The organism is Marinomonas sp. SBI8L (genome assembly GCF_001624705.1).
Classification (GTDB): domain Bacteria; phylum Pseudomonadota; class Gammaproteobacteria; order Pseudomonadales; family Marinomonadaceae; genus Marinomonas.
Genome location: NZ_JSEO01000007.1, coordinates 22,971 through 49,198, shown reverse-complemented (window position 1 = coordinate 49,198; position 26,228 = coordinate 22,971). Strand labels below are relative to the sequence as shown.

The window sequence follows — 26,228 nt, the reverse complement described above, 5'->3', positions numbered from 1 at the left end:
CAGATCAAGTTGGATTATTGATTTAAACGATTTTTGATCAGATCATCAACCACACTAGGGTCAGCTAGCGTACTGGTATCACCAAGAGAGTCATGCTCATTAGCGGCTATCTTACGTAAAATTCGTCGCATGATTTTTCCTGATCGTGTTTTTGGTAGGCCTTGACCTGCCCACTGCATCAAATCAGGAGTAGCGATTGGACCAATTTCATCACGTACAAATTGACGTATTTCTTTAGTCAGAGCGTCTGTAATCTCAACCCCATCAACCTGACTTAAATAAACATATAAGCCTTGTCCTTTAATATCATGAGGGTAACCAACAACGGCTGCCTCAGCTACAGCAGGGTGAGCGACTAAAGCACTCTCAATTTCAGCCGTACCAAGACGGTGGCCGGAAACATTGAGAACATCATCTACACGACCTGTGATCCAATAGTAATCGTCTGCATCACGTCGTGCACCATCGCCAGTGAAATACATGCCATCATAAGTACTAAAATAGGTCTGCATGAAACGTTCATGATCCCCATAAACGGTACGCGCTTGAGAAGGCCAAGAATCCAATAAGACTAAGCCCCCTTCTACATCTTCCCCCTCAGCAGCAACAAAGTTACCTTCGCTGTCTACCAAAGCAGGTTGCACGCCAAACAAAGGCCCAACACAAGAACCTGGCTTCATGTCTTTTCCGCCTACTCTTGGAGTCATCATGATGCCACCTGTTTCTGTCTGCCACCAAGTATCAACAACAGCACAATTTTCTTTACCCACTTTAGTGTAATACCACCACCAAGCTTCAGGGTTAATTGGCTCACCAACACTACCTAGCACTCTTAAGGAATCTCTGTGGCTGGTTTGAATAGGTTCATCACCTTTAGACATTAGGGCACGGATGGCGGTTGGTGCTGTATATAAAATATTAACATTATACTTATCAACGATACGCCCTACTCGACCACAATCAGGATAAGTGGGAACCCCTTCAAACATAACGCTACTAGTACCATTCGCCAATGGCCCATAAACAATATAGCTATGTCCTGTGATCCAACCTACATCGGCAGCACACCAATAAACGTCATCTGGTTGTAGATCAAAAACAACTTCGTGAGATAAGCTAGCATAAACCATATAGCCGCCTGTCGTATGTACTACGCCTTTTGGCTTACCGGTTGAACCAGATGTATAAAGAATGAAGAGAGGATCTTCGGCTTGCATAGGCTCAACTGGGCAAGTTGGCTCACATGAGGATATTAAATCTTTCCAATCCACATCCAGTTTATCGTTCCACTCCACCTCTTTTTGGGTATGAGGGAAAACCACAACATGTTCAACACTTGGGCAAGCATCATTTGCAACAGCAAGGTCAACATTATGTTTCAGTGGTACCTTATTACCCGCTCGTAAGCCTTCATCAGCTGTAAGCACTAGCTTCACATCGCAATCATTAAGACGATCGGCAATAGCATGAGCAGAAAAACCGCCAAAAATAACCGTATGAATTGCGCCAATACGAGCACATGCCAACATGGCATAAACGGCTTGAGGAATCATAGGCATATAGATAGCAATACGATCACCCTTGGTCACACCAAGTTTTTTCAAGCCATTAGATAATAAGGCCACTTCGTCATGTAATTGCTGGTAGGTAATTTGTTCAGCAGAGCCTTCTGAATCACCTTCCCAAAAAAAGGCGACCTTGTCTGCTTTATCGCCTAAGTGTCTATCAATACAGTTATAACTTGCATTAAGTACACCATCTTCGTACCAACGGATATCCACATTATCTCGTTCGAAGCTGGTATTTTTAACTTTTGTATAATCTTTAATCCAATCAATTCGCTTACCTTGCTCTCCCCAAAAACCATCAGGGTTGGTAATCGACTCTTGGTACATACGCTCAAATGTTTCTTGATCTATGCCGACGTTTTTCTTGCTGGCACTTGGTACGGCAACTGTCAAAGGTTCCATTGATTTTGCTCCAGTTCTTAAATTTGTTATCAAGGATGCTGTCATCACTATATCTTTCTAAAGACTAAGAGCCATTACACTTTAGTCTTAATCATTATTTTTATATTTAACCGATACTTAGGGTAAAACTTTAACTGATATTGCCTGTTCCTCATTTTTGACATCAAGGATGCAAACATCACTATCTCTTTCTAAAGACTAAGAGTCATTACACTTTAGTCTTAATCATTATTTTTATATTTAACCGATACTTAGGGTAAAACTTTAACTGATATTGCCTGTTCCTCATTTTTAACATCAAGGATGCAAACACCACTATCTCTTTCTAAAGACTAAGAGCCATTACACTTTAGCCTTATTCATTTTTTTTATATTTAACCGATACTTAGGGTAAAACTTTAACTGATATTGCCTGTTCCTCATTTTTGACATCAAGGATGCAAACATCACTATCTCTTTCTAAAGACTAAGAGTCATTACACTTTAGTCTTAATCATTATTTTTATATTTAACCGATACTTAGGGTAAAACTTTAACTGATATTGCCTGTTCCTCATTTTTGACATCAAGGATGCAAACATCACTATCTCTTTCTAAAGACTAAGAGTCATTACACTTTAGTCTTAATCATTATTTTTATATTTAACCGATACTTAGGGTAAAGCTTTAACTGATATTGCCTGTTCCTCATTTTTGACATCAAGGATGCAAACACCACTATCTCTTTCTAAAGACTAAGAGCCATTACACTTTAGGATTAATCATTACTTTTATAGTTAACCGACACTTAGGATAACGCTTTAACCTATATTGCCTGTTCCTCATATTCGACATCAAGGGAGCTGTCTCTATAAATTTCACTAATAATAAAGAAAACCATCTAATTTCTTATATTTCAGGCACTCACATACAAAAAAAGAGGCCTTAGCCTCTTTTTTAACATAGATTAATTCCTTACAAAACCCGGCCCGCTTTTACAAAAAACGGGATAGTTACCTCACGTTTTTCCAAGGGCTCTTGCCACACTTTAATAATGGCATCCCAAGCATCAGCAAGTACCTGTGTTGCATCATCATGGTCTAATGCCCTGATAGCAGACCAAGTTTGCATATAATCAAAAAGACGGTAAGCATTCCACTTAAAGGATAATTCAAATTCAGGTACATCCAGCATTTCTAATGGAAAAGTCACATCATCATATTGGTTCCAAAGGGTTCTATTTTGCTCAGGCCAATGGGGCTTAAGCTTACTCATGATTTTGCTGTTAATAATATCGTCTATTTCAGGGCAAACACTTAACCAGCTATAGCCCCAACAAGCAAAAATACCACCAGGCTTTAAGGTTCTTTTTACTTCAGGCCAAAATTTCTCTAAATCAAACCAGTGTAATGCTTGGCCAACACAAATAGCATCAAAGTGCTGATCTGGGTATTCGCACACTTCAGAAGGAGAAACTTTATAATTCACTTTTCGATGAGGGATAGCTTCAGCTATCTGTGATTCACTAATATCTGTCGCTTCGACTTGCTCAAAATAAGCCGCAAGATCGATGGATACCTGGCCCGTTCCACAAGCACAGTCCCATACACACTGTTGATTTTTGACTTGGTTGGATAGCCATAGATAGAGCTCCGGCGGATAGGTCGGTCGCCCCTTTGAATAGACATCTGACGAAAAGTCAAAATAAGATTGCATCAACTCATTCCCTTAATAAATTCTTTAGATTACAGATAATTAGCTTAAAACGTCTTACTGAAATTTGCTCCTAACATTCTTAAAAGACAACAAGTACAATTTTAGTTTATTAGATTATAGTCACTAAGTACTGCCTTAGCCTCTATCACGCCCTTAACTTTATGAGCCTGCATTCCTAGGCTATGGGCGGCATCAATATTTATTTGGTTATCATCGATAAAAAGTATCTCTTCTGGTCTCACATTTAACCTATCTAATACTCGCTGATATATAGCGATATCCGGCTTAGTAAAACCCAAATGATGAGAGGCAAAATAACTATCAAATTTATCAGCCAGCGTCATTTCTTGCATCAACCTTGGCCAATGGGCCGCATTTGTATTAGATAAAACCCCTTTATGTATATGAGGCTTTACCGAGTCGACTAACTCTAAAGCGCCATCAAATAACCCTTTAGGCCAAGCGATAAACTCATCACAAAAGTGTTTAATACGAACAGAATCTGCTTTATCACCTGATACTTCTTTAATAAGACTAACTGCGAAGTCCGTTAAAGTAATTTTGCCCGTATCAAAAGCTTTTACGCTAGGCGATGCTAACCATTTTAACCAAGCTTCCTTTTCATTATCATGACTCGCTAACATGGCATTTAATTTAGTGGCTTCGCCCAAATTAACGAGCACATTCCCCAAATCAAAAAGAACCACCTTCACCATAAAATTTACTCACTAAACTTGCGTTATTTCAATCAGTAAAAGACGCTGACACATGGTAAATCATCTTAATAAAACTGATACTTTTTTCGTTTTCATTCACTCACTTTAACAAATTAATTGGCACCACATTATAAAAACCTTGTTTGTATATGGTTAAAATTTGTTTGAAAAAGCAGCTTTTTGTCGACAATTGCTATAAGCCATTTTTTGCCTACGCTTAATCGTGCAACTATCATAAAACATTAAAATTTGCCTTTAGCCCTTGTTACACATGGCATTCATGGCATAAGCAATTTTTTGCCTAAGGAATAATTATTGCTATCAGCTATTTTTTGCTCAATTGAGAGGGGATTCACTTTCTTAATTACAAAAAAATAATTTATTCTTTACAAATCAAACAGTTATGATTTTGGCATGGATATTGATATAAGTTAAATCGAGTTTACTCTCAGTGTTCCCCCAATTAGGAGAAAAATAAAATGAAACTGGGCCTTAAAAAAATCAGCAAAAGCCTTCTAGGTTTAGCAAGCGCAACTGCCATCACACTATCTGCTACCCACACAGTGGCAGCTGATAGCGACTATATTCTTGCAACAGCATCCACTGGTGGTACTTACTACCCTGTCGGTGTTGCTATTGCCACTTTAAGTAAAATCAAATTAGAGCCAAAACACGGCATATCTTTATCTGCTATTAGTTCAGCAGGGTCAGGTGAGAACGTTAAGTTATTACGTGAAAACCAAGCTCAGTTTGCCATCCTTCAAGGTCTATATGGCGCTTGGGCATGGAACGGTGAAGGTCGAGTAGCAAATTCAGGCAAACAAGAAGGCCTACGTTCTATCTCCATGCTTTGGCAGAATGTTGAGCATTTTGTCCTAAAATCTGATTTGGTAAAAAGCGGAACGGTTGCCGATTTAACCCAGTTAGAAAAAGGTAATAACAAATTCTCAATCGGTAAAAAGAACTCAGGCACAGAAGGTTCTGGTCGCCAATTGCTATCAGGCCTTGGTATTGATGCCGATAAGTTTAGCCTAGCTCATATGGGTTACGGCGGTAGTGCAGACGCTCTACAGAACGGCACAATCGATGGCATGAATATTCCAGCGGGTGTACCAGTAAGCGCGATTACACGAGCTTATGCTGCTATGGGTGATAAAGTTCAAGTGCTTGACTTTACCGATGAGCAAATGAAAGAAGCTAATGGTGACTACACTCTTTGGACTCGTTATGTAATCCCTGCAAATACTTATCCAGGTCAAACTAAAGCCATCAATACAATTGCACAACCAAACTTCCTAGCATCTCGTGCTGATTTGCCTGAAGAAGATGTGTACCTATTGACTAAAAGTCTTTACGACAACCTAACCTACCTAAGTGCTATCCACAAAGCGACAGCAGTTATGTCTATCGAAAAAGCAATTGCAGGTCTACCTGTACCACTTCACCCAGGTGCTGCTCGTTACTACCGCGAACAAGGTATCAGCATCCCAGCTCATCTAGTGGCAAACTAGTAAAAAGCGAAAACACGTACAGCAATACCTGAGAAATCTTGATAGATTTCTCAGTCTCTCTAGGGGGATAGAACTAGCCCCTAGAGAGACTATTCTCTATTTTAAAACAAGTATTAAGCACTGTTCCTTATCTGATTAAACAGTCGCACCATAAGGTAAGTTGTTATGAGCTCAACCCAACCCCACATGGATGAAGAGACCCAAGCTAAATTAAAAGAATTTGAAAGTACCCACAGAAGTGGTACTGGCATCAATAGGGCAATTTACCTTATTGGTATTCTTATGGCTTTCTCCCATATCTACATTAATACCTTAGGCACCTTCCCTGAACTCTGGGTATCTGCATTCCATTTTGCTGGTTTTGGCATCATGTGTACCCTGCTTACTCCAGCAAGCTCAAAGTTAACAAAATCAAAACTTGCCTTAGGCGTGGATCTGGTTTTAGTGGCGGCTCTTATCTGCTTACCTATCTACATAATGCTATTTGAAGATGCCCTCTATGATAGAGGCGTTACCTTTGTCACAGGCGATTGGATAGCATCAGCTGTTGCAGTTCTTTTAGCACTAGAGCTCATTCGTCGAACCGCAGGTTGGTTTATCCCTGCTTTAATTTTTGTTGCACTCACCTATGTCGTACTCTGGGGAAGCCTAATTTCAGGGCCTTTCTCCTTCCCAGGGCTAAGCTTAGAGACCTTGTTATACCGAAGCTTCTTTAGTACAGACGGCATGTTTGGCTCTATCTCTCGAATTTCATGGAGCTTTGTCTTCATGTTTATTTTGTTTGGCGCTTTCCTTGTTAAATCAGGCGCGGGCGACTTCATCATTGAATTATCCCGAGCAGCAGCTAGCAAAATGGTTGGTGGTCCAGGCTTTGTGGCTGTACTAGGTTCAGGTTTAATGGGATCAGTATCTGGCTCATCAGTCGCGAATACAGTGTCTACTGGTGTAATTACAATACCTTTAATGCAAAAAGCAGGCTTTCCAGCACGCTTTGCCGCAGGTATTGAAGCCGCAGCATCTACTGGTGGACAGTTAATGCCACCCGTAATGGGCGCAGGGGCTTTCATCATGGCTTCTTATACGCAAGTTTCTTATGTCACCATTATCAGTGTGGCTGCAGTTCCTGCCCTTCTTTACTTTTTATCCGTTGCCTTCTTTGTTCGTGTAGAAGCAAAACGTAGCAATGTAGTACAAACCATGGATGATGGCGTCTCAGCCATGTCTGTCCTAAAACAAGGCTGGCACCACATCCTACCATTAGGCGGCCTAGTAACCATGTTAATTCAAGGTTTTACGCCAACCTATGCAGCAGGTTTTGCCATCTTGATAGTCATTGCATCCTCTTGGTTATCTAAGACTCATCGTATGGGTGTGATCGAAATATTAGATGCCATGGTGCAAGGCGCGAAAAATATGTCGACCACTGCAGTGCTTCTAGTCGGCATCGGGCTGGTGGTCAATGTCATCAGCACCACAGGTGTTGGTAATACATTCTCCTTGATGATCACAAGCTGGGCTGGTGGAAGCTTATTCTTTACCATTATTTTAGTCGCACTGGCTTCTTTGATCTTAGGTATGGGTTTACCTGTAACAGCCTCTTATATTGTTCTAGGTACCTTATCAGCCCCTGCGCTTTACAACCTAATTGCTGAAAGCCAAATGCTAGACATGCTTGCATCAGGCCAGTTACCTGAAACAGCACATGCTATCTTTATGCTGGTTGATCCAACTGTGATTAGTCAATTAGGGCAAAGCATGCCAATCGAGCAAGCCACTCAGCTGCTAAGCCAGGTACCAAGTGATTTCAAAGGCATGCTTTATGAGCAAGCACTGGGTGCAGAAGCAATTGCTATGTTCTTAGTCACTGCTCACATGATTATCTTTTGGTTATCACAAGACAGTAATGTCACACCGCCTGTCTGCTTAACCGCATTTGCCGCAGCGGCTATTGCTAAAACACCGCCAATGCGCACAGGTGTAACCGCATGGAAACTGGCTAAAGGTCTTTATATTATTCCATTATTAATGGCTTATACCCCATTAATCGGTGGTGATGCAGAAACACTTATTCGCCTGACTATATTTGGTATTTTCGGTTTATATGCGTTTGTTGCCGTGATGGAAGGTTACTTAGAAGATAAGTTGAACCTAGCAAGCAGAGGCTTATTACTTTTTGCTGCTATTGCTATGTTATGGCCAAGCTTACACATAGGAATTCAATTTGCAGGCCTAATCGTTTTCCTAGTGATCTTTATTCTAGGTAAGCGTAGTTTTATGTCGAATCAAGCAAGCCAACAAGCTTAAGTTAAACATAAGGCCACCTTAGTAAGGTGGCCTTATGTTTCTAATATTGAGCTAATTCTCATTAAATAAAGACTCATATGGAAACAATTCATTTCCACCAGCCTAATTTATTCATAAATAAAGCTTAATTAAACTACTAAGACAGCTAACCAATAGGAATACAGCATGTCTTACTCAAGTTCTCACACTCACACCAATACTCAAAGCATGCCCTTTTGGGGATTCGTTTGCCTCATGGCGATGATCTTCTCACTGTCTCCTCTTGCGATAGACATGTACCTACCGGCATTACCTCAAATGGCTCATTTTTTCGATACTCGAATTGATGCTATGGAGGCAAGTGTTGCCATTTACCTATTAAGTTTTGCTTTAGGCCAACTTGTCTTTGGTACTTTGGCAGACAAATTAAATAAAACCAGCTTACTAAGCTGGGGTTTAATCGGTTTTGCCATCGCAAGTTTTATTGTCGCATTTAGTACTAACCTAACCTGGCTTTTCATTGGACGTGGTGTGCAAGGCTTCTTAGGAGGCACTTCTGTGGTGGTATTCGCTCTCATTCAACAAAGCTATGGTAAAGAAAAAAGCAGCCAAATTATTTCTTATATTATGGCGGTCGTCGTTATCGCACCTATGGTAGCCCCTATGCTAGGAAGCCAAATACTTCTTCACCTTGGCTGGCAATGGATATTCTTCTGCTTAGGTTTTTTTGCTTTTATCACCTTCTTTACTCAACTCTTTATCAATAGCCAAGCCAGCACTAATAAAGAAGCAGAGACACACATCCCATCTACCAATAAGTCAGATAACAAGTCCCGTAATAAAGTAAAACTATCTGAGATATTCAAAGGTTACAGGTTCGTTTTGACTAACCCACTTACCTTAAGCTATATGTTTGCAGGCTCAGCCTCATTTGCAGGCTTGTTTGCTTTCATATCAGGTTCGCCTTTCGTTTATATGAGCTTGCATCAGGTCAGTCCACAAGATTACAGCTTATTAATCGGGCTTAATGCCGTTGCCATGATAAGTACAAATCTACTCAATGCGAGACGGCTTGGTCATATAGATCCAAATATCAAACTTATTTGGGCGGGGATAGGCTTAGGGGTTATTGGTCTCTACTTATTTCTTGTGGCAAGTCTCGCTTTGTCTTTGCCCTATATCGTTCTAGGAGTTGTTCTCTATATGGCTATGCTGGGCTTTACTTCAGCAAATGCTATTGCGGGTGTGCTTTCAAGCTCGGGTCAATATGCAGGCTTAGCATCAGGTCTTAATGGCGTTATGCAATTTGGTTTAGGCGCTTTGGCCAGTGCTGTTATTAGCTTAAGCGAGAGTATAAACAGCATGCCTATGGCTTTTTCTATGACAGTATCAGGTTTATTAACTTGTGCTTTTGCTTTCGCTCTTATTAAACAAACTAAAAAGGAGGCTTGATATGCGAGCCTTGTCTCAAATCATTGAACCTAAAACGAATCACCCAGCCTATATTAATCACAGAATTAGACACCTACTCGCGCCTTTTGTGCTCTTTGATGCTGGTAGAGTAAAAGGTAAAAATAGCTTAATGATAGATTGGCATCCCCACTCAGGTGTTGCCACTGTCACCATGCCTTATGATGCTAAGCTCATTCATCAAGACTCAATGGGGCATACAGGCACAATCGAAGATCAAGGCTTACAATGGATGGCGTCCGGTAAAGGCATTTGGCACAAAGAAAGGTATGAAGCGAGCCAAAAGAAAAATGATATAGGCATAATGCAGCTTTGGGTGCTTTTACCGCCTGATGAAGAAGTCGCTTGCAGTCGCTATTTCAATCTAAAAAATAGCGACATTATTCAGGTAGGCAATACACGTATTCTGTTAGGGGCTTATAAAGACAAACAAGCTTGCCATAAAATCAGCCAAGACATCAGCTATTTAGACATCAACCTAAGGGCTGGTGAATCTTGGTACTTTCAACATAAAACTCAAAGCCGTGGTTTTATCTACCCTAGAACAGGCTCGCTTAACATAGCTGGAATTCAATTAAACACCGAACATTTAGGATTATTAGAAGAAAATACCCAAGAGTTAAAAGTGACAGCGATCACAGATAGCCAATTCGTACTCGCAGCAAGCGCTCCTTGGCCTCACAAAATAGTGCATCAATACGGACAAATGCACACTAACCTTCTTGCCTTAGAAATAGCGAGTGATGAAATACGCCATCAAGCAAAGCAGCTCCAAAAAAGTGGGGAGTTAATCAGTAACTAATCTATCAGAGTTTAAAAACTAAAATAGAATTAAGATCACAAGAAATATACTAACTAGCAAATAACGTCTTAGCCTTATTTCAATAATTAAAGGCACTACTCTGCTTTTTCACGCCTCCTTATCAACCTAGAACCTCAACGGATCACCTGTATTTAATCTCGTATTAGACTAAGGCTTACCGCCTTTGCACTAATATTAGGCATAATCGTCCACCAAGCTTTTGATTACTCGTAAAAGGTGAAGTTAAGGTGAAAAAGCTTATTTTTCACAGGATATACTCCGCCCTAACAGCATATAAGTAATCAGATACATCTAAATAAAAAAGATCTAAAAGGTAATAGGATGCTTGCACTCCTGATTGAAGACAACCGACAACTTGCCAGTAATATTATCGAATATTTAGCCTTCGATAATATTGAGTGTGACTATGCTGAAAGGGGCGATCAAGGTTTGACACTTGCCCAAGAAACGCCCTTCGACATTATTTTACTAGACTTAAATCTACCTAGATTAAACGGGCTAACCATAGCCAAAACATTAAGAGATCAGGGAAATAACACGCCAATTTTGATGCTGACCGCAAGAGATAGCTTAGATAATAAGCTTGAGGGCTTTGCACAAGGCGCGGATGATTACCTTGTTAAACCTTTTGCCTTACCCGAATTAGTTGCCAGAATAAAAGCCCTAGTGAGTCGCTCTCTGCCTCAGAAAAATACACTTAAGGTTGATGACCTCGTTCTCAACATAGACACCAGAGAAGCCACAAGGCAAAACAGAAGCCTTACCTTAAACCCTGTTGCTTGGGACCTCTTGGTGGCGTTAGCCAAAGCAAGCCCAGCACCGTTAAGTAGAGAGAAATTGGAAGAGGTGGTCTGGCAAGGAAAATCACCAAATTCTGACGCGCTGAAATCTCACTTATACCAACTAAGAAAAACCATTAATAAACCTTTCAATCAACCTATTCTTCACACTCTACGTGGCGTTGGTGTGGTATTGCGCTGCCAAGAAGGAGAAGACAATGACGTCTAATTCTCTGACAAAAAATAAAGCTCAAAGTAGCCATACTCGACAAGGTTTACGTTTTTTCATACAAGAAAAGCTTATCGTTCTAACGTTTGCTGTAATTCTTTGTACCTCTGGCTTAATTTACTATATCTACAATCAAGGTTTAGATATTTCAGCTCGTATGAGCCTAACCAAAATTGGTTATCACTACGCTCAATTAGATAAGGCAGATACACTCACTCAAACACACTATGACATGGGTGAGTTTAGCGTTTATATTGGCGAGCAGAACTTGCCTTCTTGGTTAACTAAAGCACTTGGTTCAAAACAGGTTGCGAATTATGAACTAGTCAAAGTCTTTATTAAAAGAGGCAAAAAGAAGACAGAAACCGATACAACTCAAACTATGGAGAAAAGCTCAACACCTCCTAATTTTCTCTTACTCACTGCTATACCAGGGAAAAACGAAAGACAAATTTTTGTTGCCTATTTATTTAGTAGAGCATTTAAAATTAAAGAAGTCCCTACTCCCAATATTTTTGCAACGGTCACGCTAGCGACCTTAACCGTTCTTATTCTTCTATTAGTTTTAGTCCTTTGGATTGCCTACCGCTTCCATCAAAAAGTACTCACCCCGATGGAATCTCTCGCTCAAATCGCCAGTGACCTAGATTGCTATCAATCACTCGATGATCACCCTTTACTGAAAAACCAATCAGAAATTGGGCACATCGCAAAAGTGTTAAATCAAAGTATTAAACGTATAAAGCAAACCCAAGAAAGGGAAAAGACCTTCCTACAAAATGCTAGCCATGAGCTGCGTACACCAATTGCTGTCATTAGCAGCGCGTTAGACTTAATTGATCGTCGCCAAGAAACAGGGTCGAATGACTTTAAAGACCCTCTCATACATATACGCCAATCCAGCAATAACATGAAAGGTTTGACCGAATCACTGCTTTGGCTCTCCCAAGCCGACAAAGAAGAGAACAACCAAGGTGAGCCTAAAAAGCAAAAACTGAGCACCCATGAACTGGCAACACTTGTGTCTGAAGTGAAGCATCAACTTAGCTATCTAATCGAAGGTCGTGAGCTCAAGATCCAACTCAATATTATTGATGATGGCTCAATCTATATCGAGAAAAGCCTGCTGCTCATTGTCATTTCTAACCTAATCAGAAACGCCTTCGAGCACTCTTTTGAAGGCAGCATCATCATTAATGTTTCGAGCAAGTTTATTTCAATTCAGGATTCAGGCTGTGGCATCAAGGATACAGAGCACCTAATGCAAAGAGGCAAATCTAACCGAGAGAGCTTTGGACTAGGGCTGGATATTGTCACTCAGATAGCACAACAGAAGGGCTGGCACTTCACCTTAAAAAACACCGTAGAGAACAATTCAGAAACAGGCTGCACAGCCACGCTTAAGTGGCATGAGCATCCACAATAATTCACATCAAGCACGATAGGTAAGTAATACAATGAAAGATACCCAAGCAAAGTTCAGCAAGATCACCGTTAGCCTACATTGGTTGGTTGCGATTCTCTTTATCGGACTCATGGCAATAGGCCTATATATGACAGAGTTTAAGGACTATGCCTTATTCCCTATTCATAAATCTTTTGGTTTTATATTACTGCTTATCGCACTGCTTCGTGTAATCTGGCGCTACATGAATGGTTGGCCAAAGCCTGCGGGGAAATACACCTCAGTTGAACACCTACTGGCAAAAGTGATGCATTGGACGCTAATCATTGGCATGCTGCTGATGCCAATATCAGGCATGGTAATGACATTGTCAGAAGGAAGAGGTTTATACGTTTTTGGTTTAGAGCTGGTAGCAAGCTTCCCAGACCCTGAGAATGCGCGCAGGATGCTAGTTCAAAATGAATTTTTAGCAGCCGTAGGTGAAAGTATCCATGGCATAGGTGCTAATGTGATGATTTTTGCGATTGGCTTACACCTTGTTGGCGCGCTTAAACATCACATCATAGATAAAGATGGTACTTTACGCCGCATGCTTGGCCAAAGTATTTAATCCACCTTTGTCTATGCCATTATGTCTCTTCTTGCGCTAACAACACCTGCCAAGAAGAGATGATAATGCCGTAATCCATGAAGCAGGTATTTACCCACTCTTCATCAAAGTCATGTTCAGTAATGAGATATTGGTAAGCCTTCTCATCACTGGCATATAAATGACAAAGGCTCATATAAAATCTTTGTATTGGCAAACTATGGGAGTCAGATAACATAACAGAGGCAAAAGGTTCTGGATCTAAACTTTCAAGATAAAATAAATCTGCTCCATCTTTGAGTAATCTAGGGCCATCTTTCATCATGGTAATCAAAACATAAGATGCAAAAGAATCTGCTGCATCTTCCTCACGACCCAGTACAGGCAAATTTAAATAATCCACCAAAACATGGGCATACTCGTGGAACAAGGTATGCACAACGCCTGAGATAACAAAACTTTGCTGGGCAGCTAGATCGGCATTGGGGTTAGCAGCAATAAATCTTTGCGCAATTTCATCGGCGAAATAATAGGAGAAATAAATCGTACTGGTTTCAGGGTCATAATAAGGATCTTCCTCACCGCCTATACGCAGTAAAATGTCATCTTCTAATTGCCAATTGTTATTAATCAGATCGATACTGGTTTGCAACACTTCTGAGGATTCAAGCAATTGCTTGATCGCTTGATTTTCAGGCTCTGGTGCTAACCATTTAAGATTTAAATTTGCCTGTGCAGCAAAAGAGAAAGCGCCAAACAAAACAATAATAAAGAATCTCACATGTTCACCTATTTAAAATTATTAATTAGCTTTAGCTTAACGATAAACTCAGCATTAAACACATTAAAATTTGGTAATAAAAAAGGCCAATAATGAGCTTATTGGCCTTAAGGAACACTAAAAATATCGGTTTAGGCAGCCGACGGCATGCTTAAGCCACATCCCCCTAAAATAGTTTTACTAATGGTATCACCGATGCGAGTCATATCGCTTTCTGCGTATTCGTCTTGATCTAGCAAGGTAAGTATCTGAGATTCAAAGTCAGCATAGTGCTGTGTTGTCGCCCAAATCATAAAAATAAGGCTGGTAGGGTCAACCGCTTTCATCTTGCCTTTAGCTATCCAAGATTCAATCAGATTGATCCTATCTTGCAGCCAAGGTCGTAACTCTTCTCTTAGATATTCACTAATATGCGCCGCCCCTTGAATCACTTCCATCGCAAAAATACGAGAACTACGAGGTTTAGCAATACTTTGGGCTAACTTAGTGCGAATAAAGTTATCAAGAACAACAGCAGGATCATCATCAATCGTGGCTTTATCAAACACATCATTCCAGCTACTGGCGATTTGATTCAATACCACTTTATAAAGGTTTTCTTTAGAAACAAAATAATAAACGATATTTGCTTTAGGCAGCCCAGCCCTTTTAGCAATATTTTGTAGGCTAGCGCCCTTATATCCATACAGGCCAAATTCATGCTCAGCAGCGTGTAAAATGCGCGAGCTAACTTCTTCTCTATTAATTTTACGCTTACTCATTAAATTTTATACTCCTACACTTTATGCTCAAGCGGAAACAAATACGCTTGGCTAAAGGTTTAATATGCTTTATCTCTTATTATTTTGTGATATGAGTGAGTTCATCAACAAGTGACCCTGGGTTAATTTCATAGGCTCGCCCAAAGCCTTTTACAAAACGTCCTTCGATTGGTGATAAGCGGAACAGAACAAAGTCCCCCAACTGGCTCAATAAATCTATCCTATCGCCCAGTTTATCCTTTAATAAGGCAATACCTTGTGGCCAGAAGGCATCATCTCGATCAACTGCTTCGACTTTAACTTGGTAACTTAATCGAGTTCTTGCGAAAACATCTTGGCTTAAACTTTCATCTTCAATCATCAATACGCCTGCTTTTGGCGTCATTAATAAATGTTGGGTATGAGCGGCAAGCTGGCTAATAAAAATAAGTAATTCGTTTTCATGGATAGCAAAGGGGGCATAAGAAGCATGAGGAAGCCCCGCTTCGTTTGAGGTCGATAACATTAAACTTTTTTGAGTTGTTAAAAATGCATCAATCTCTTCTATTAGCTGATTCTGCAATCTTTTATTTTTCATTGAGTTATCTGTTTCCCTATAAATAAAAAGCTGTCCGATAAGACATGTTTAGCCCTATATCTTTCGATGCTAACACAGTTTTTCGTTAAATTTTTGTTTCTAATAAGAAATTATCATGCTTTCAAACAAAAAAGCCCGATCAGTTACGATCAGGCTTAATAAATAAATTTATTCGTTTTCCAATACTACTTTTTATCTAGACCTAAAACCCTATCTAATGAGAATCTACCTGGCCCACTGATTAAAATAGCCGCGCCGACAGCAACCCACCAAGAAGCAGGGTTCACCCAATGGGACCATTCTGGGAATACGGCCAACTGAATAAAGGCAGTCATACCAATTAACGCTAACGCAGAAAAACGAGAGAACAATCCAACAAACAATAACAGTGGCAGTATGATTTCCATCACGCCAGCCATTAAGGCGGCATTTTCAATTAGGCTAACCGTTAGAGAGCCTTCTTGATATTCCAATGTTTGCGGGTCACATAATAGTAATGCACCAGGACGAATTTCTTCTGGGCAGAAGAATTCATACAAAAACAGGTCATAGTTATCAGGGTTTGGCACCAAAAAACCATTCCATTTAGCTAGGCCTGATGAGAAAAACACATTCGCTAACTGAAATCTCAAGCCTAATAAAACAATGTCTTTTAACCAAGTTTCTACAAAGCCGATTGCTGAAATGTACAATGCTTTGATTTTTCCAATCATTATTTAAACCTCTAATTTTAAAAGAGATGCATTTAATAAGTCCGCAAATAAAGCAGAGATATCTAAGCTAGCATCCTGTTGAGCAGCACTTTCTAAGGCATCACCTATTGAGCCTGTCACTAAAAACGTTTGATAAAAATGCGCTTCAGCTGATGTTAATAATTTTGCTTGAACCTCTCCTTCATATTGCCAGAAAAGAATGTTTTGTCCTGCTTGCTGTAACCTATCTATTCCTTCACCTTGGAATCTAAGCCCTTGCCATTGAGAAAAAATAGCAAACTCAGTATTCACCAAAGAAACGGATTCAATCAAAAGAAAAGGAATAAGTGATAAATCCTCTCCTTGCTCTAGCATAGACTGTACTTGCGCTAAGCTGACAAGGTCTGTGTTCTGCTTATTTAAGGTACTAATCCAAGCCTGATCTAATAAAGCGAGATCAGATAACACCTGCCAAGGAAGCGCTAATTCTGGTCCCTGTCCTTCTAATTGCTGTAAAAACACAGGAAAGCTAGGAATATTATTCTCTTTAGTATTAGACATGCTCGACGCCATGCCATAAGCAACTAACGTGGCTTGGCTTGGTGGGTAAAGATTAATATAAGCTGTCGCTATTTGCTTGAAATCAGCATCATCGAGAGCATAAGTTAAGCAAGTATAATTTGCGCTTAATGCGCTTAAACACGCTTTATAAAAACCATTTCGATAAATACTAAGAAATTCAGCACTTTGCCCATTCGTTAAGAATTCACTTAAACGGCTAGCATCACCACTTCGCATAAAGTGGCTGAAGGCTTGAATATAATTCTCATGATCATTCAAGGTGCACCCCATTAGGCGCTGAATTAGCAGCCAATTTGGATAGTGGTGTCATCGAATCAAGATAAGATTGAGCCTGATTTCTTTCTAACATCAGCTCATTAAAAGTAGGAATATTATCGTCTCGTTCCAGCAAAACAGGCTTAGGTCCAAAACGAGAAAGCACTCGCTCTAATAACTGCCAAACACCATCGGCAACTGGCGCACCATGGCTATCTATCAGCAAGCGTTCTGGAAAGTTTTCATCTATCGCAAAGCCTGCGATATGTATTTCACCAATAAGGTCACCCTCTAAACCATCGAGATATGCATTAACATCCATACCAGTGTTTTTACTACTTAGATAGAGGTTATTCACATCTAATAATAAACCCGACCCAGTTCGCTTAACGGCTTCCATAAGAAAGTCAGCTTCATCCATATCAGCAACAAAGTCTAAATAGTTGGTAGGGTTTTCAATTAAAATAGGTCGACCTATCGCTGTTTGATATTTTTCTATCCCATCGCACAAGCTAGTAAGGGCGCTTTGCGTTCTAGGTAGAGGTAATAAATCTGCAAAGTAGGCATTTTGGCTACTAGACCAAGTTGCGTGTTCAGACACTAAAAAAGGATCAAACCTTTCTACGAGTTCTGCAACCTGCTTAAGATGAGGTTCAGTTAATAAGGAAGAATTACCTAAGGAAGCACCGACCCCATGTAAACTAAGTGGGTATAATTCCCTGATTTTTTGCAGATATGCCAACCTAGGCCCACCCGCTACAAAATAGTTCTCAGTATGTACTTCAAACCAAAGCGATTTATCCGCTGTATCAGGAAGAGCTAAGGCAATGGCCTCATCATAGTGCTGGGGTTTCAAATTGATCCCAGCACCAGAGAAGTCCATCTTTTTTTTAGCCAAAAGATGAGAGTTTTGCATAAAAGTCTAGCTTCTCGAACTAGGCTTTTATTTCACTTTTAGAGGCATTGCCATTAGGTGTCATAATAAATTCACAGCTGCCTTTAGGTGCATAAGTCCACGCATTACCTTGGAAGTCAGTTGTAGAAGTACCTGCACAACTTGTTCCCGCACCTGCTTTACAATCATTTTCACCAGCAAGAGCAATACCGTAACAACGATCTTTACGACCTTTTAGACGATCACCTGCAACCCAAGAATCAAACTTCTCTTTCACACTTGAAGATGCTTCAGCAGAAATTGTAAGTTGATCATTTGGCTTAGCTTCAACAGCACTTGTCATAACAGCTAAAGCAGCACCAGCAAGAAGGGCTTTATTCAATGTATTTTTCATAATGGCTATCTCTTTTGTCAGTTTATTGTCAGTAATTGATACGTATCTAGTAAAGATAGACAGAGATATCCTGACTTGGTTCCAGCATGTTGCAAAAAAAATTTATTTTTTTAACTCACTGATTTGATAAAGGATAATGATAGTCATAGAAATGGTGTTTAGAAATTAACCTGCTAAAAAAAATTAGCAGGTTAACTTTTTAGGCTGTAAGCGCTTCTGCAAGCTCATTCGCTTTAATAAGTTTGCCTTCGTCTTCAATATTTGGGAATACGGCAATATCAATCTTATCGGCTTCTAAACTCGGCAACCAATTAGCCTTGAATTCCGCTAATGGTACAGAGACAGGTTCACAATCGTCCCAATCATCAACAGCCCATTGTGCGGCAAAATCAGCATCAGGCCAAACCATGACACAATCGCCTTCATCTGTTTCTACCATGACGAACCCTTCTTCATTACTCAAGCTCCACACCTGTTCAGATGCTATAACTTGCTTAACAAAATACGCCATACGCTCATCATCAGCAGAAGCCAACAAATGCACTCTTTGCTCAACACTTAATTCTTCAGACATACTTCACTCTCAATTTAAGTTAATTTGATCATCCTATGATCAGGAAATTCATAGTCAACTTTTAGGCTAATAGAGCGGCTTGCTCTTGGCTTAATTCTTGAAACTCTCCCAAAGGCAAGGCTTCAGGTAATACAAGCGCTCCAATTTGGCTTCTATGCAGTGCTTCTACTTTATTACCAACTGCAGCTAGCATACGCTTCACTTGATGATATTTACCTTCGCTAATTGTCAGGCTAATTTGCTTATCAGAGTGAACCACTACTTTGGCAGGTTTTGTTAAATCTATTTCACCATTTAACAGCACGCCTTGCTCTAAGGCATTCACTGCATCTTGCTCTATCTTATCTGCCAAATCGACCAAATACGTTTTTGGACAATCGTGTTTAGGCGAAGTGATTTTATGCAGCCACTGGCCATCTGTTGTCAAAAGCAATAAACCGGTTGTGTCTTTATCAAGGCGACCAACTACTTTCAGCTCTTTCTTAATCTCGTTTGGCAATAAATCTAGCACCACTGAGTGCTCATCATCTTGCAGCGCACACACCACACCTTCTGGTTTATGCATCATATAATATCGGTTCTGCTGAAAAGATAATGACTTCTTATCTAATATCACATCACAACTATCTGTCACGCTGGTATTTGCTTTTAATTTGCTTTCACCATTTACAAGAACACGGCCTTTAGCAATGGCAATTTTGGCTTCTTTTCTTGATAAGTTAGCCGCATGAGCTAGGTAATAATCTAAACGCAAGTTAGTTACTCTTAAATGAATCGTTTAATGCTTTGATCCTAAGACCAAACCTTATGAAGAACAGCCTATGTATACAACAAGAAAGTCACCCTTTGCTGCCGCACGTCTGTTCACTTTTCGCTGATAGAAAGCAGCTTTAGTAATTAGTTCGATTTGTAATTAGGTTATTTTATCAAAGAGACAAGATGATAAATACCTAAGAAAAGGCTAACTCGGCATTATCAAAAGGATGAAGAAAGAAATAGAAAGAATGATTTGTTTAGAAATGCCCACCATAGTATTTGGTAGGCAATTCAATTGTCTTAACTAGAAAAGCGTATGCTTAGATAATCAGCCCTTAAAAGCCACTGTAACGGCCAGGCTTGTGATTCACAGCCAAAATAAGATTCAGTGCAATTGCACCTAATACGGATAATAAAATAGCATCTAGATCAACAACAAAAATAGCCATGAATACAATAATACAGTCCACTATCATCTGGAACTTACCAATAGAGTAACCGCGGGTCTGTGCTAAGTAACGCGCTAGGATATTCAGTCCACCTAAGCTGGCATTGTGGCGGAATAACATAAGAAAACCAGCTCCCATCAAGAAACCACCAACAAGACTCGCATAAATAGGGTTCAGACCATCAAAACTGATAAACATAGGAGTGATATCAGCAAAGAAGGAAACCAGTAATACACTGGCAAATGTTTTTAAGGTGAACTCCCAGCCAATCTGAGTAACAGCAAGGTAATAAAAAGGTAAATTGATAACAAAAAATACTTCACCGAAAGTAAACGGGAAGGCATATTGAGCAAGAAAGGCCAAGCCAGCCGTACCACCAGACAATAAACTTGCAGAGGTATAAAGGTTAACGCCTAAAGCAGCGAGAATAGTACCTATGATGATGGCTTGGGCATCTTCTAGTCTGGTATGTTTAAAAGGGGTTGCTGTCATTGTGGTCATTTCATGTCTCCTACTCACTGAAAACCTGAACTTTGCTCAGGCAAGCGAATTTTAGTGAATTCATGTAATTTCACAATCTTTTAAACATTGGCTTTTTTTGTAAAAACAAAACAAGTGTCTAAAAATCTGTACACTTTTTCGCACTAATATAAGGCACTTTTATCTACTTAAAAATACAAAGATAATAAGCCCCTAGGCTAGACAGAAAGTATTTTTCCCCTCAGCTTTTGCTTGATACATAGCTTGATCCGCAGCCTTAAACAAAGAGGCTATTGAATCTGACTCATTTTTAAAACAAGCAACCCCCACACTCACAGAGGTATGAATAGGTTTGGCTAAATCCCCTTTAAAGGTGCTACTTGAGTAGCGCTTTACTAAATGATCAATAAGGTTAATAAAGCCGAGATCATTTCTGCCATAACTTAACAAAACGAACTCTTCCCCACCCCATCTAGCTAATATCATTTCACCTTCAATATAGTTTTGCACAAAGTCAGTAAAATGTTGGAGCAAAGCATCTCCAACAAGATGACCATACTGATCATTCACTCGCTTAAAATCATCAATATCTAACACAGCAATCTGGAATAAAGCAGGTCGCCCATCTCTTAAGGACTGTTGGGCTTTCATTAAATATTCGTGGAAAAATTCATAACCCTTTTTACGATTATAAACTTTCGTCAAAGCATCATGCTGAGAATGCCACAAAAGGTTTTGAGCGGTTGATTCGGACTCCGTAATATCGATAACAGAACCTAAAATTCGAGTTGGGTTACCATCTTCATCACGCTCAACTGTTGCCCCACGCCCTTGAACCCAGATGTATTCGCCACTCTTTTGTCTTAAACGATATTTGAGTTTAAAGCGCTCTGTTCTCCCTCTGACATGATTATCAATTGTTTGAAAGGCTGCTTTTTTGTCCTGAGGATGAATCACGCTTAACCATTGCTCTAATACAGAGCAACTAACTTCATCTTGGTTAATACGCATAAGATGAAAACAATGTGGGCTCAAATAAAGACTGTTTTCAACCAGATCCCAATCCCAGTAACCATCTTGAGCTTCGTGAAGCGTAAAAGTGCGTAACACTTTATCTTCTAATACTTTATTTTCGTAGATATGACGAGCGGACACATCTCGTACCGTCATGAGAATAGATTCGACCTCTTGAAAGCGAATCCAATTCGCTCTAATTTCGACCGAGAGCTCAGAGTTATCATGACGTGACAAACAGGTGTAATGGGCATGCGCGTTATCAATTTGAACCTGACTCACATAAGCCTGCCATTGATTAAAGTCATTAAGCTCTTGATCAATTTCAAACAAAGTTTTTTCTTGTAGGCTGACAGCACAAGATTGAAGGTATTTACACGCTAAAGGTGAAGCATATAAGCACTGAGCATCCTCTGCTTTTATGATTAATATGGCTTCATTCACATAAGCAGACAAGGCTTGTATAAGCTGATTATCTGGATTAATTTCTGACATAAAGAGGTTATCCCTAAACCTTAACAGGGCATTTTTTACCATTAGCTCAAGGGAAAGTAAAAAGTTTATTTTACCATTAGGGAAAAATGAAAATTGACAATTGAAGTTAAAGGCTTAGCTTTAGAGTTAATTATTCGAACTCAGCTAGAGAATCTATTTGCTTTTAAGATCAACAAAAACAAGCCTATGATCAGAGGCTAGCTTGACACTTCTCGCCATAGGACTACTGGCTTCAGGCCAGAAAACACCTTGTTTTTGTACAAAGTATTTTCTATCTAGTGTTCTTGGGTAAAGTACATAATCAGCATTCAATCTCCAACTCGCCGTATGCCACTTAGCCCAAGGAAGATTAGGTGAATGCTCTACTGCCCCTTCACTGATGGGTAACTGAGTTTGTTTAATAGCTAAAGTGTCTAACAATTGCTGCAAACTTTGGGTCATGGCATCCCCTTCTTTCAAGCTGGCATTTAAATCACCTAATACCAAAAACTCATCCCCTTGTGTAAGCCCTCCAATTACGCCCTTGTCATCTATCATATAGTGCTCACCTTGCACATAATCTCGCCAGAAACGTATTTCATCATGATTTCTACAAGCATTGCGTTTTTCATCTCCATCAAAAACCGGGGGTGTCGGATGAGAGCAAAGTAGGTGTAAAACCCCTTCGTCAAGTTGAACGGGCAAATCCCAGTGAGACTTTGATGACAAAGGCAACTTAGCTAAATCTTCTTGGTCAAACCAACTACCGCCACCTTGTTTCTCGCTCTTTTGTGGTAATTTTGCATTTGGCATCTGCGCCCATAAAAAGTGTTGAAAGCTTCTAAAAGACGCCTTCAAAACTGGGTATTGAGATAAAACCAACATGCCGTACTGGCCAGGAAAGGCACCAAAACCTAAAGCATCAGCACCTTTATCGGATGCAACGCCGTCTTTGTCGAAGTCACGCCCTGAAGGCAGACCAGTGTTTACGGGAGCAGAAAAACGTTCGGGGTAATAAATGGGCGGTGCTAATTTAGCTTGAGGTAGATTTGGGTTTTCTAAATAGTGTTCACAGAAAGCCGCTAGAGATTCGCCACTTTCATCATAATCAAATTCATTCAGTAATAATATATCGGGTCTCACATGACGGATGACTAATGCAACCGCCATAGCCTGCTTATCCCAAGTATGAGGATTAAGCTTATCAAAGCAGGTTAATACCTGCCTAAGCGCCCCAGCATAGGGGCGATTTAAAGCAGCATTATAGGTCGCTACTCGAACTACCACTCAATGCCCACTTGTGCTTTAACACCTGCTTTAAAAGCATGTTTCTCATCCGCTATCTTGCTATGAGTATCCACACTGTCTAACAAAGCTCTTGGCGCTGTTCGCCCAGTCATCATGACATTCTGGTGAGCGGGACGATTAGCCAAAGCTTCAACTAAATCATCGACATTCAGATAGCCATATTTATACATATAAGTAATTTCATCTAATAGTACAAAATGAATAGCAGGGTCTGATAGCTTTTCACTAGCTAACTGCCAAGCTTGCTCTGCCGCTTTTTGCTCTAATTCTGGATCACGAGTTTCCCAGGTAAAGCCATGCCCCATCACACTAAAAGATACTTGTGGATGTTCAGAGAAAAATAGCTGTTCGCCTGTTTCTTTACGGCCTTTAATAAACTGAATTACGGCGGCTTTGTGACCATGGCCAAGCGCTCTTGCCATAGTACCGAATGCACTAGAGCTTTTACCTTTACCATTGCCGGTTAATAAAATTGTTACGCCACGCTCTTCGGTTGCAGCCGCAATACGACCATCCACCACTGCTTTTTTCTTTAATAAACGCGCTTCTCTTTTATCTGCATCTTCTTGCTGAATTGCCATCTTATCTATCCTAGTCGATTGTTTTTTTATACAGCAGCCATTTCGGGTAATAAAGCCCCTTATGTATCGCTAATATTCTAAGTATAAAAATAAAGGCAGCGCTGTAAATCGCATTAAATTCATGTCCAGGTGCAATTTTTGACAGTGCAACCACCATTGCCGCCCCTAAAAATGCAGGTGTCGCATAAAATTCTCGTCCTAAAACCAAAGGAGGACGATGAGAAATGACATCGCGGATAATCCCCCCAGCTACCCCAGTAATGACACCCATGACAATGGCTATCGTATCCGGGAATTGATATAACAAGACTCTTTCAGTCGCAACCACAGTAAAAAGCGCTAACCCAAAAGCATCCGCATAATTAAATAGGGTTTCACGGTTAGCAATGTAACGAATACTGAAAAAAGCAAAGCAGGATGAACCTACCGCTACCCAAAGATAAGAAGTATCTTTTACCCAATAAACCGTTTCCATGGATAAAATGACATCCCGAATCGTACCGCCACCTAACGAGGCGACCATACCTAACAGAATAATACTAAAGAGATCCATGTCCCGCTTACCAGATGAAATAACCCCAGTAATGGCAAAGGCAGCAATGCCGAACATGCCCAAATAATACAACATAAACTACTTCCTAAAATCGAAAGCAAGACAATGACTAATTAAGCCAATCCCCTGCACCTAAACGGTTTAATTGGACAAAGTCACCGCTAAGATAGAGCTCAGTGACACTCATCATACCGGGATTAATAAGATGACTTTGCGCCAAGGGCCAACCACATAGTTGGCTTACCAATACTTTAATAACGCCAGAGTGCGCAACTAATATCACGTTATCAGGTGTCTCTTCTGCATGTTGAAGCGCTCGATATTTTTGCAGCCACCAGCCCATCACTCTTTGTCTCACCTGATCTAGCGACTCTCCCTGATAAGGCGCGCTATGAACAATGTCTTGTGACCAAGCATCTATCTCTTCCCTGTCTATTTGATGCCACAAGCGCCCTTCCCATAAACCAAAATCAAGTTCTTTCAACGCATCCACGCTTTCAGATTCAGGGTCCAAAAAGTCAGCTAATTTGGCTGCCCTTTGCAATGGGCTATGAAAACTCACACTTGTCCCTTTTATTCGAGAAAAAAGCCAGCTTGTAAGCAACTCTGCGTCTTCCTCCCATGCAGGCGCAAGGTCAAGGTCCATCGCCCCATAACACAGACCTTTTTCAATATCAGGTTGGGGGTGTCGTATTAAAAAGAGTTTCACAATGGCCTCACATCAATCAAGCAGGAATATAAAAAGATCGGTAAACACGATTAAGGAGCCTGCGATTAAGTCACCTCGTCTCAATCAGGAGGACTTATTCGCTGGCTCTTTAACTAAAATAAATAAGAATCGAAAATAGTAGGGCTAATTCAGAAATCTGTTCTGAAGCCCCTAGTGTATCCCCATTAAAGCCAGAAATTTTATGCTTTAAATAACGACCAAAAAGAGTAGCAATAATGCCCACTAATACACATAAAAAGGTACCTATGTGCCAAGCAAACATAAAGCTTGAAAGTAATGCGATGGGGGCACCTACATAAACCCATTCATGAGCTGAAAGCTTACCTATCATAGAAACGGCTTTAGATTTTCCCAATGAAACATAAGGTAATTTATGCATGATAAGAATAGGCGTAACACGCGCTAAAGCATGGATAAATAGCCAAAGGAGCACGCCCATCAAAACACTTTGAGTCAAGGCAAGTATCTGAGTGAGTAGCAACCACTTGAGACTAAGCACGCACCAAATACCAATGGCGGCGTAACTCCCAAGCCTTGAATCCTTCATAATTTCTAATCTTTGCTCTTGAGTCCAACCACCAATCAAGCCATCAAGACTATCCATCATTCCATCTTCATGAAAAGCCCCCGTGAGAACCACACTGGAGATGATGATTAACAAAGCAGAAAGAGAGTCAGAGAAATCAAACAACAGGGGCCAAGTGCTGATTAAAGCAATAATGGCGCCGACTAGCGGTAAAAAGGTAACCGCTTGAACATGAGGGGTATCATCTTGCCACTCATGTTTAAGTGGCAAGCGACTATAGGTGATAACAGAACGTTTAAAGCCTTCAATTAACATGGCTTTTGTCGGCCAAGGTTGCTCTATTAAACTAAGTAACCATGCTTTCATCTTGTTACCA

At 40.2% G+C, this 26,228-nt stretch carries 26 protein-coding genes; 7 read left to right on the top strand and 19 right to left on the bottom strand.

What is annotated here, in order from left to right:
- Nucleotides 1-14: 14 nt before the first annotated feature.
- The 3 genes from acs to OA91_RS11815 form a co-directional block, all read right to left on the bottom strand.
- Nucleotides 15-1,970 (bottom strand): acetate--CoA ligase, encoded by a 1,956-nt coding sequence (acs, locus tag OA91_RS11825; protein ID WP_063338627.1) that lies wholly within the window; start codon nt 1,968-1,970, stop codon nt 15-17.
- Nucleotides 1,971-2,924: 954 nt separating this feature from the next.
- Nucleotides 2,925-3,665, bottom strand: coding sequence for a class I SAM-dependent methyltransferase (locus tag OA91_RS11820; RefSeq protein ID WP_046016329.1), 741 nt, complete (start codon nt 3,663-3,665; stop codon nt 2,925-2,927).
- 101 nt (nt 3,666-3,766) lie between these two features.
- Nucleotides 3,767-4,381 carry an HAD family hydrolase gene (locus OA91_RS11815; protein WP_063338626.1) on the bottom strand — a complete coding sequence of 205 codons (615 nt, stop codon included), beginning with the start codon at nt 4,379-4,381 and terminating at the stop codon, nt 3,767-3,769.
- A gap of 479 nt (nt 4,382-4,860) precedes the next feature.
- Between OA91_RS11815 and OA91_RS11810 the strand changes: the two genes are divergently transcribed.
- The 7 genes from OA91_RS11810 (at nt 4,861) to OA91_RS11780 (ending at nt 13,491) form a co-directional block, all read left to right on the top strand.
- Nucleotides 4,861-5,892, top strand: coding sequence for a TAXI family TRAP transporter solute-binding subunit (locus tag OA91_RS11810; RefSeq protein WP_046016327.1), 1,032 nt, complete (start codon nt 4,861-4,863; stop codon nt 5,890-5,892).
- 165 nt (nt 5,893-6,057) lie between these two features.
- On the top strand, nt 6,058-8,196 hold the full coding sequence (locus tag OA91_RS11805) for a TRAP transporter permease (protein WP_197477799.1): 2,139 nt from the start codon (nt 6,058-6,060) through the stop codon (nt 8,194-8,196).
- 165 nt (nt 8,197-8,361) lie between these two features.
- Nucleotides 8,362-9,627, top strand: coding sequence for a multidrug effflux MFS transporter (locus OA91_RS11800; RefSeq protein ID WP_063338625.1), 1,266 nt, complete (start codon nt 8,362-8,364; stop codon nt 9,625-9,627).
- Nucleotide 9,628: 1 nt separating this feature from the next.
- Nucleotides 9,629-10,447, top strand: a complete 819-nt coding sequence (locus OA91_RS11795; RefSeq protein ID WP_063338624.1) for a pirin family protein — start codon at nt 9,629-9,631, stop codon at nt 10,445-10,447.
- 342 nt (nt 10,448-10,789) lie between these two features.
- On the top strand, nt 10,790-11,476 hold the full coding sequence (locus OA91_RS11790) for a response regulator transcription factor (RefSeq protein ID WP_063338623.1): 687 nt from the start codon (nt 10,790-10,792) through the stop codon (nt 11,474-11,476).
- Nucleotides 11,466-12,902, top strand: coding sequence for a sensor histidine kinase (locus tag OA91_RS11785; protein WP_063338622.1), 1,437 nt, complete (start codon nt 11,466-11,468; stop codon nt 12,900-12,902). Before OA91_RS11790 ends, OA91_RS11785 begins: the two co-directional genes overlap by 11 nt.
- Before the next feature lie 31 nt (nt 12,903-12,933).
- Nucleotides 12,934-13,491, top strand: a complete 558-nt coding sequence (locus OA91_RS11780) for a cytochrome b (RefSeq protein WP_063338621.1) — start codon at nt 12,934-12,936, stop codon at nt 13,489-13,491.
- 19 nt (nt 13,492-13,510) lie between these two features.
- Here the strand turns inward: OA91_RS11780 and OA91_RS11775 are convergent, their stop codons facing one another.
- From OA91_RS11775 to OA91_RS11700, 16 genes are all read right to left on the bottom strand, one after another.
- Nucleotides 13,511-14,251 carry a DUF4344 domain-containing metallopeptidase gene (locus OA91_RS11775; RefSeq protein WP_063338620.1) on the bottom strand — a complete coding sequence of 247 codons (741 nt, stop codon included), beginning with the start codon at nt 14,249-14,251 and terminating at the stop codon, nt 13,511-13,513.
- A gap of 131 nt (nt 14,252-14,382) precedes the next feature.
- Entirely contained in the window at nt 14,383-15,012 is a 630-nt protein-coding gene (locus tag OA91_RS11770; RefSeq protein ID WP_046016321.1) for a TetR/AcrR family transcriptional regulator, read from the bottom strand.
- A gap of 79 nt (nt 15,013-15,091) precedes the next feature.
- Nucleotides 15,092-15,589 (bottom strand): HugZ family pyridoxamine 5'-phosphate oxidase, encoded by a 498-nt coding sequence (locus OA91_RS11765; protein ID WP_063338619.1) that lies wholly within the window; start codon nt 15,587-15,589, stop codon nt 15,092-15,094.
- Nucleotides 15,590-15,774: 185 nt separating this feature from the next.
- A complete protein-coding gene (locus OA91_RS11760) occupies nt 15,775-16,302 on the bottom strand; it encodes a DoxX family protein (RefSeq protein WP_063338618.1) in 528 nt (175 codons plus the stop codon).
- Nucleotides 16,303-16,305: 3 nt separating this feature from the next.
- Entirely contained in the window at nt 16,306-17,121 is an 816-nt protein-coding gene (locus OA91_RS11755) for an HvfC/BufC family peptide modification chaperone (RefSeq protein WP_063338617.1), read from the bottom strand.
- Nucleotides 17,114-18,034 carry an MNIO family bufferin maturase gene (gene bufB, locus OA91_RS11750; protein ID WP_063338616.1) on the bottom strand — a complete coding sequence of 307 codons (921 nt, stop codon included), beginning with the start codon at nt 18,032-18,034 and terminating at the stop codon, nt 17,114-17,116. Before bufB ends, OA91_RS11755 begins: the two co-directional genes overlap by 8 nt.
- 19 nt (nt 18,035-18,053) lie before the next feature.
- Nucleotides 18,054-18,407, bottom strand: coding sequence for a BufA1 family periplasmic bufferin-type metallophore (locus tag OA91_RS11745; RefSeq protein ID WP_046016316.1), 354 nt, complete (start codon nt 18,405-18,407; stop codon nt 18,054-18,056).
- Nucleotides 18,408-18,606: 199 nt separating this feature from the next.
- Complete coding sequence (locus OA91_RS11740; RefSeq protein ID WP_063338615.1) at nt 18,607-18,981, bottom strand: DUF2750 domain-containing protein; 375 nt, start codon at nt 18,979-18,981, stop codon at nt 18,607-18,609.
- A gap of 61 nt (nt 18,982-19,042) precedes the next feature.
- Nucleotides 19,043-19,735 carry a pseudouridine synthase gene (locus tag OA91_RS11735; protein WP_046016314.1) on the bottom strand — a complete coding sequence of 231 codons (693 nt, stop codon included), beginning with the start codon at nt 19,733-19,735 and terminating at the stop codon, nt 19,043-19,045.
- 337 nt (nt 19,736-20,072) lie between these two features.
- Nucleotides 20,073-20,687, bottom strand: a complete 615-nt coding sequence (locus tag OA91_RS11730; RefSeq protein ID WP_046016313.1) for a YitT family protein — start codon at nt 20,685-20,687, stop codon at nt 20,073-20,075.
- 192 nt (nt 20,688-20,879) lie between these two features.
- Nucleotides 20,880-22,175 (bottom strand): diguanylate cyclase, encoded by a 1,296-nt coding sequence (locus OA91_RS11725; protein ID WP_063338614.1) that lies wholly within the window; start codon nt 22,173-22,175, stop codon nt 20,880-20,882.
- A 153-nt stretch (nt 22,176-22,328) separates the two neighbouring features.
- Nucleotides 22,329-23,441 (bottom strand): endonuclease/exonuclease/phosphatase family protein, encoded by a 1,113-nt coding sequence (locus OA91_RS11720; protein WP_063338613.1) that lies wholly within the window; start codon nt 23,439-23,441, stop codon nt 22,329-22,331.
- Nucleotides 23,435-24,043, bottom strand: a complete 609-nt coding sequence (gene cobO / locus OA91_RS11715; RefSeq protein WP_063338612.1) for a cob(I)yrinic acid a,c-diamide adenosyltransferase — start codon at nt 24,041-24,043, stop codon at nt 23,435-23,437. Before cobO ends, OA91_RS11720 begins: the two co-directional genes overlap by 7 nt.
- A 10-nt stretch (nt 24,044-24,053) precedes the next feature.
- The gene (locus tag OA91_RS11710) at nt 24,054-24,671 is read right to left on the bottom strand and encodes a trimeric intracellular cation channel family protein (protein ID WP_036179914.1); all 618 of its coding nucleotides are present in this window, start codon (nt 24,669-24,671) and stop codon (nt 24,054-24,056) included.
- Nucleotides 24,672-24,705: 34 nt separating this feature from the next.
- Entirely contained in the window at nt 24,706-25,305 is a 600-nt protein-coding gene (locus OA91_RS11705; RefSeq protein ID WP_063338611.1) for a histidine phosphatase family protein, read from the bottom strand.
- A 109-nt stretch (nt 25,306-25,414) separates the two neighbouring features.
- Nucleotides 25,415-26,218 (bottom strand): adenosylcobinamide-GDP ribazoletransferase, encoded by an 804-nt coding sequence (locus tag OA91_RS11700; RefSeq protein WP_063338610.1) that lies wholly within the window; start codon nt 26,216-26,218, stop codon nt 25,415-25,417.
- Nucleotides 26,219-26,228: the final 10 nt, after the last annotated feature.

Bases quoted from the DNA above. Each gene is read 5' to 3' on its own strand.
- acs (WP_063338627.1), bottom strand. From the start codon at position 1,970: ATGGAACCTTTGACAGTTGCCGTACCAAGTGCCAGCAAGAAAAACGTC.
- OA91_RS11820 (WP_046016329.1), bottom strand. From the start codon at position 3,665: ATGCAATCTTATTTTGACTTTTCGTCAGATGTCTATTCAAAGGGGCGA.
- OA91_RS11815 (WP_063338626.1), bottom strand. From the start codon at position 4,381: ATGGTGAAGGTGGTTCTTTTTGATTTGGGGAATGTGCTCGTTAATTTG.
- OA91_RS11810 (WP_046016327.1), top strand. From the start codon at position 4,861: ATGAAACTGGGCCTTAAAAAAATCAGCAAAAGCCTTCTAGGTTTAGCA.
- OA91_RS11805 (WP_197477799.1), top strand. From the start codon at position 6,058: ATGAGCTCAACCCAACCCCACATGGATGAAGAGACCCAAGCTAAATTA.
- OA91_RS11800 (WP_063338625.1), top strand. From the start codon at position 8,362: ATGTCTTACTCAAGTTCTCACACTCACACCAATACTCAAAGCATGCCC.
- OA91_RS11795 (WP_063338624.1), top strand. From the start codon at position 9,629: ATGCGAGCCTTGTCTCAAATCATTGAACCTAAAACGAATCACCCAGCC.
- OA91_RS11790 (WP_063338623.1), top strand. From the start codon at position 10,790: ATGCTTGCACTCCTGATTGAAGACAACCGACAACTTGCCAGTAATATT.
- OA91_RS11785 (WP_063338622.1), top strand. From the start codon at position 11,466: ATGACGTCTAATTCTCTGACAAAAAATAAAGCTCAAAGTAGCCATACT.
- OA91_RS11780 (WP_063338621.1), top strand. From the start codon at position 12,934: ATGAAAGATACCCAAGCAAAGTTCAGCAAGATCACCGTTAGCCTACAT.
- OA91_RS11770 (WP_046016321.1), bottom strand. From the start codon at position 15,012: ATGAGTAAGCGTAAAATTAATAGAGAAGAAGTTAGCTCGCGCATTTTA.
- OA91_RS11765 (WP_063338619.1), bottom strand. From the start codon at position 15,589: ATGAAAAATAAAAGATTGCAGAATCAGCTAATAGAAGAGATTGATGCA.
- OA91_RS11760 (WP_063338618.1), bottom strand. From the start codon at position 16,302: ATGATTGGAAAAATCAAAGCATTGTACATTTCAGCAATCGGCTTTGTA.
- bufB (WP_063338616.1), bottom strand. From the start codon at position 18,034: ATGCAAAACTCTCATCTTTTGGCTAAAAAAAAGATGGACTTCTCTGGT.
- OA91_RS11745 (WP_046016316.1), bottom strand. From the start codon at position 18,407: ATGAAAAATACATTGAATAAAGCCCTTCTTGCTGGTGCTGCTTTAGCT.
- OA91_RS11740 (WP_063338615.1), bottom strand. From the start codon at position 18,981: ATGTCTGAAGAATTAAGTGTTGAGCAAAGAGTGCATTTGTTGGCTTCT.
- OA91_RS11730 (WP_046016313.1), bottom strand. From the start codon at position 20,687: ATGACCACAATGACAGCAACCCCTTTTAAACATACCAGACTAGAAGAT.
- OA91_RS11725 (WP_063338614.1), bottom strand. From the start codon at position 22,175: ATGTCAGAAATTAATCCAGATAATCAGCTTATACAAGCCTTGTCTGCT.
- cobO (WP_063338612.1), bottom strand. From the start codon at position 24,043: ATGGCAATTCAGCAAGAAGATGCAGATAAAAGAGAAGCGCGTTTATTA.
- OA91_RS11710 (WP_036179914.1), bottom strand. From the start codon at position 24,671: ATGTTGTATTATTTGGGCATGTTCGGCATTGCTGCCTTTGCCATTACT.
- OA91_RS11700 (WP_063338610.1), bottom strand. From the start codon at position 26,218: ATGAAAGCATGGTTACTTAGTTTAATAGAGCAACCTTGGCCGACAAAA.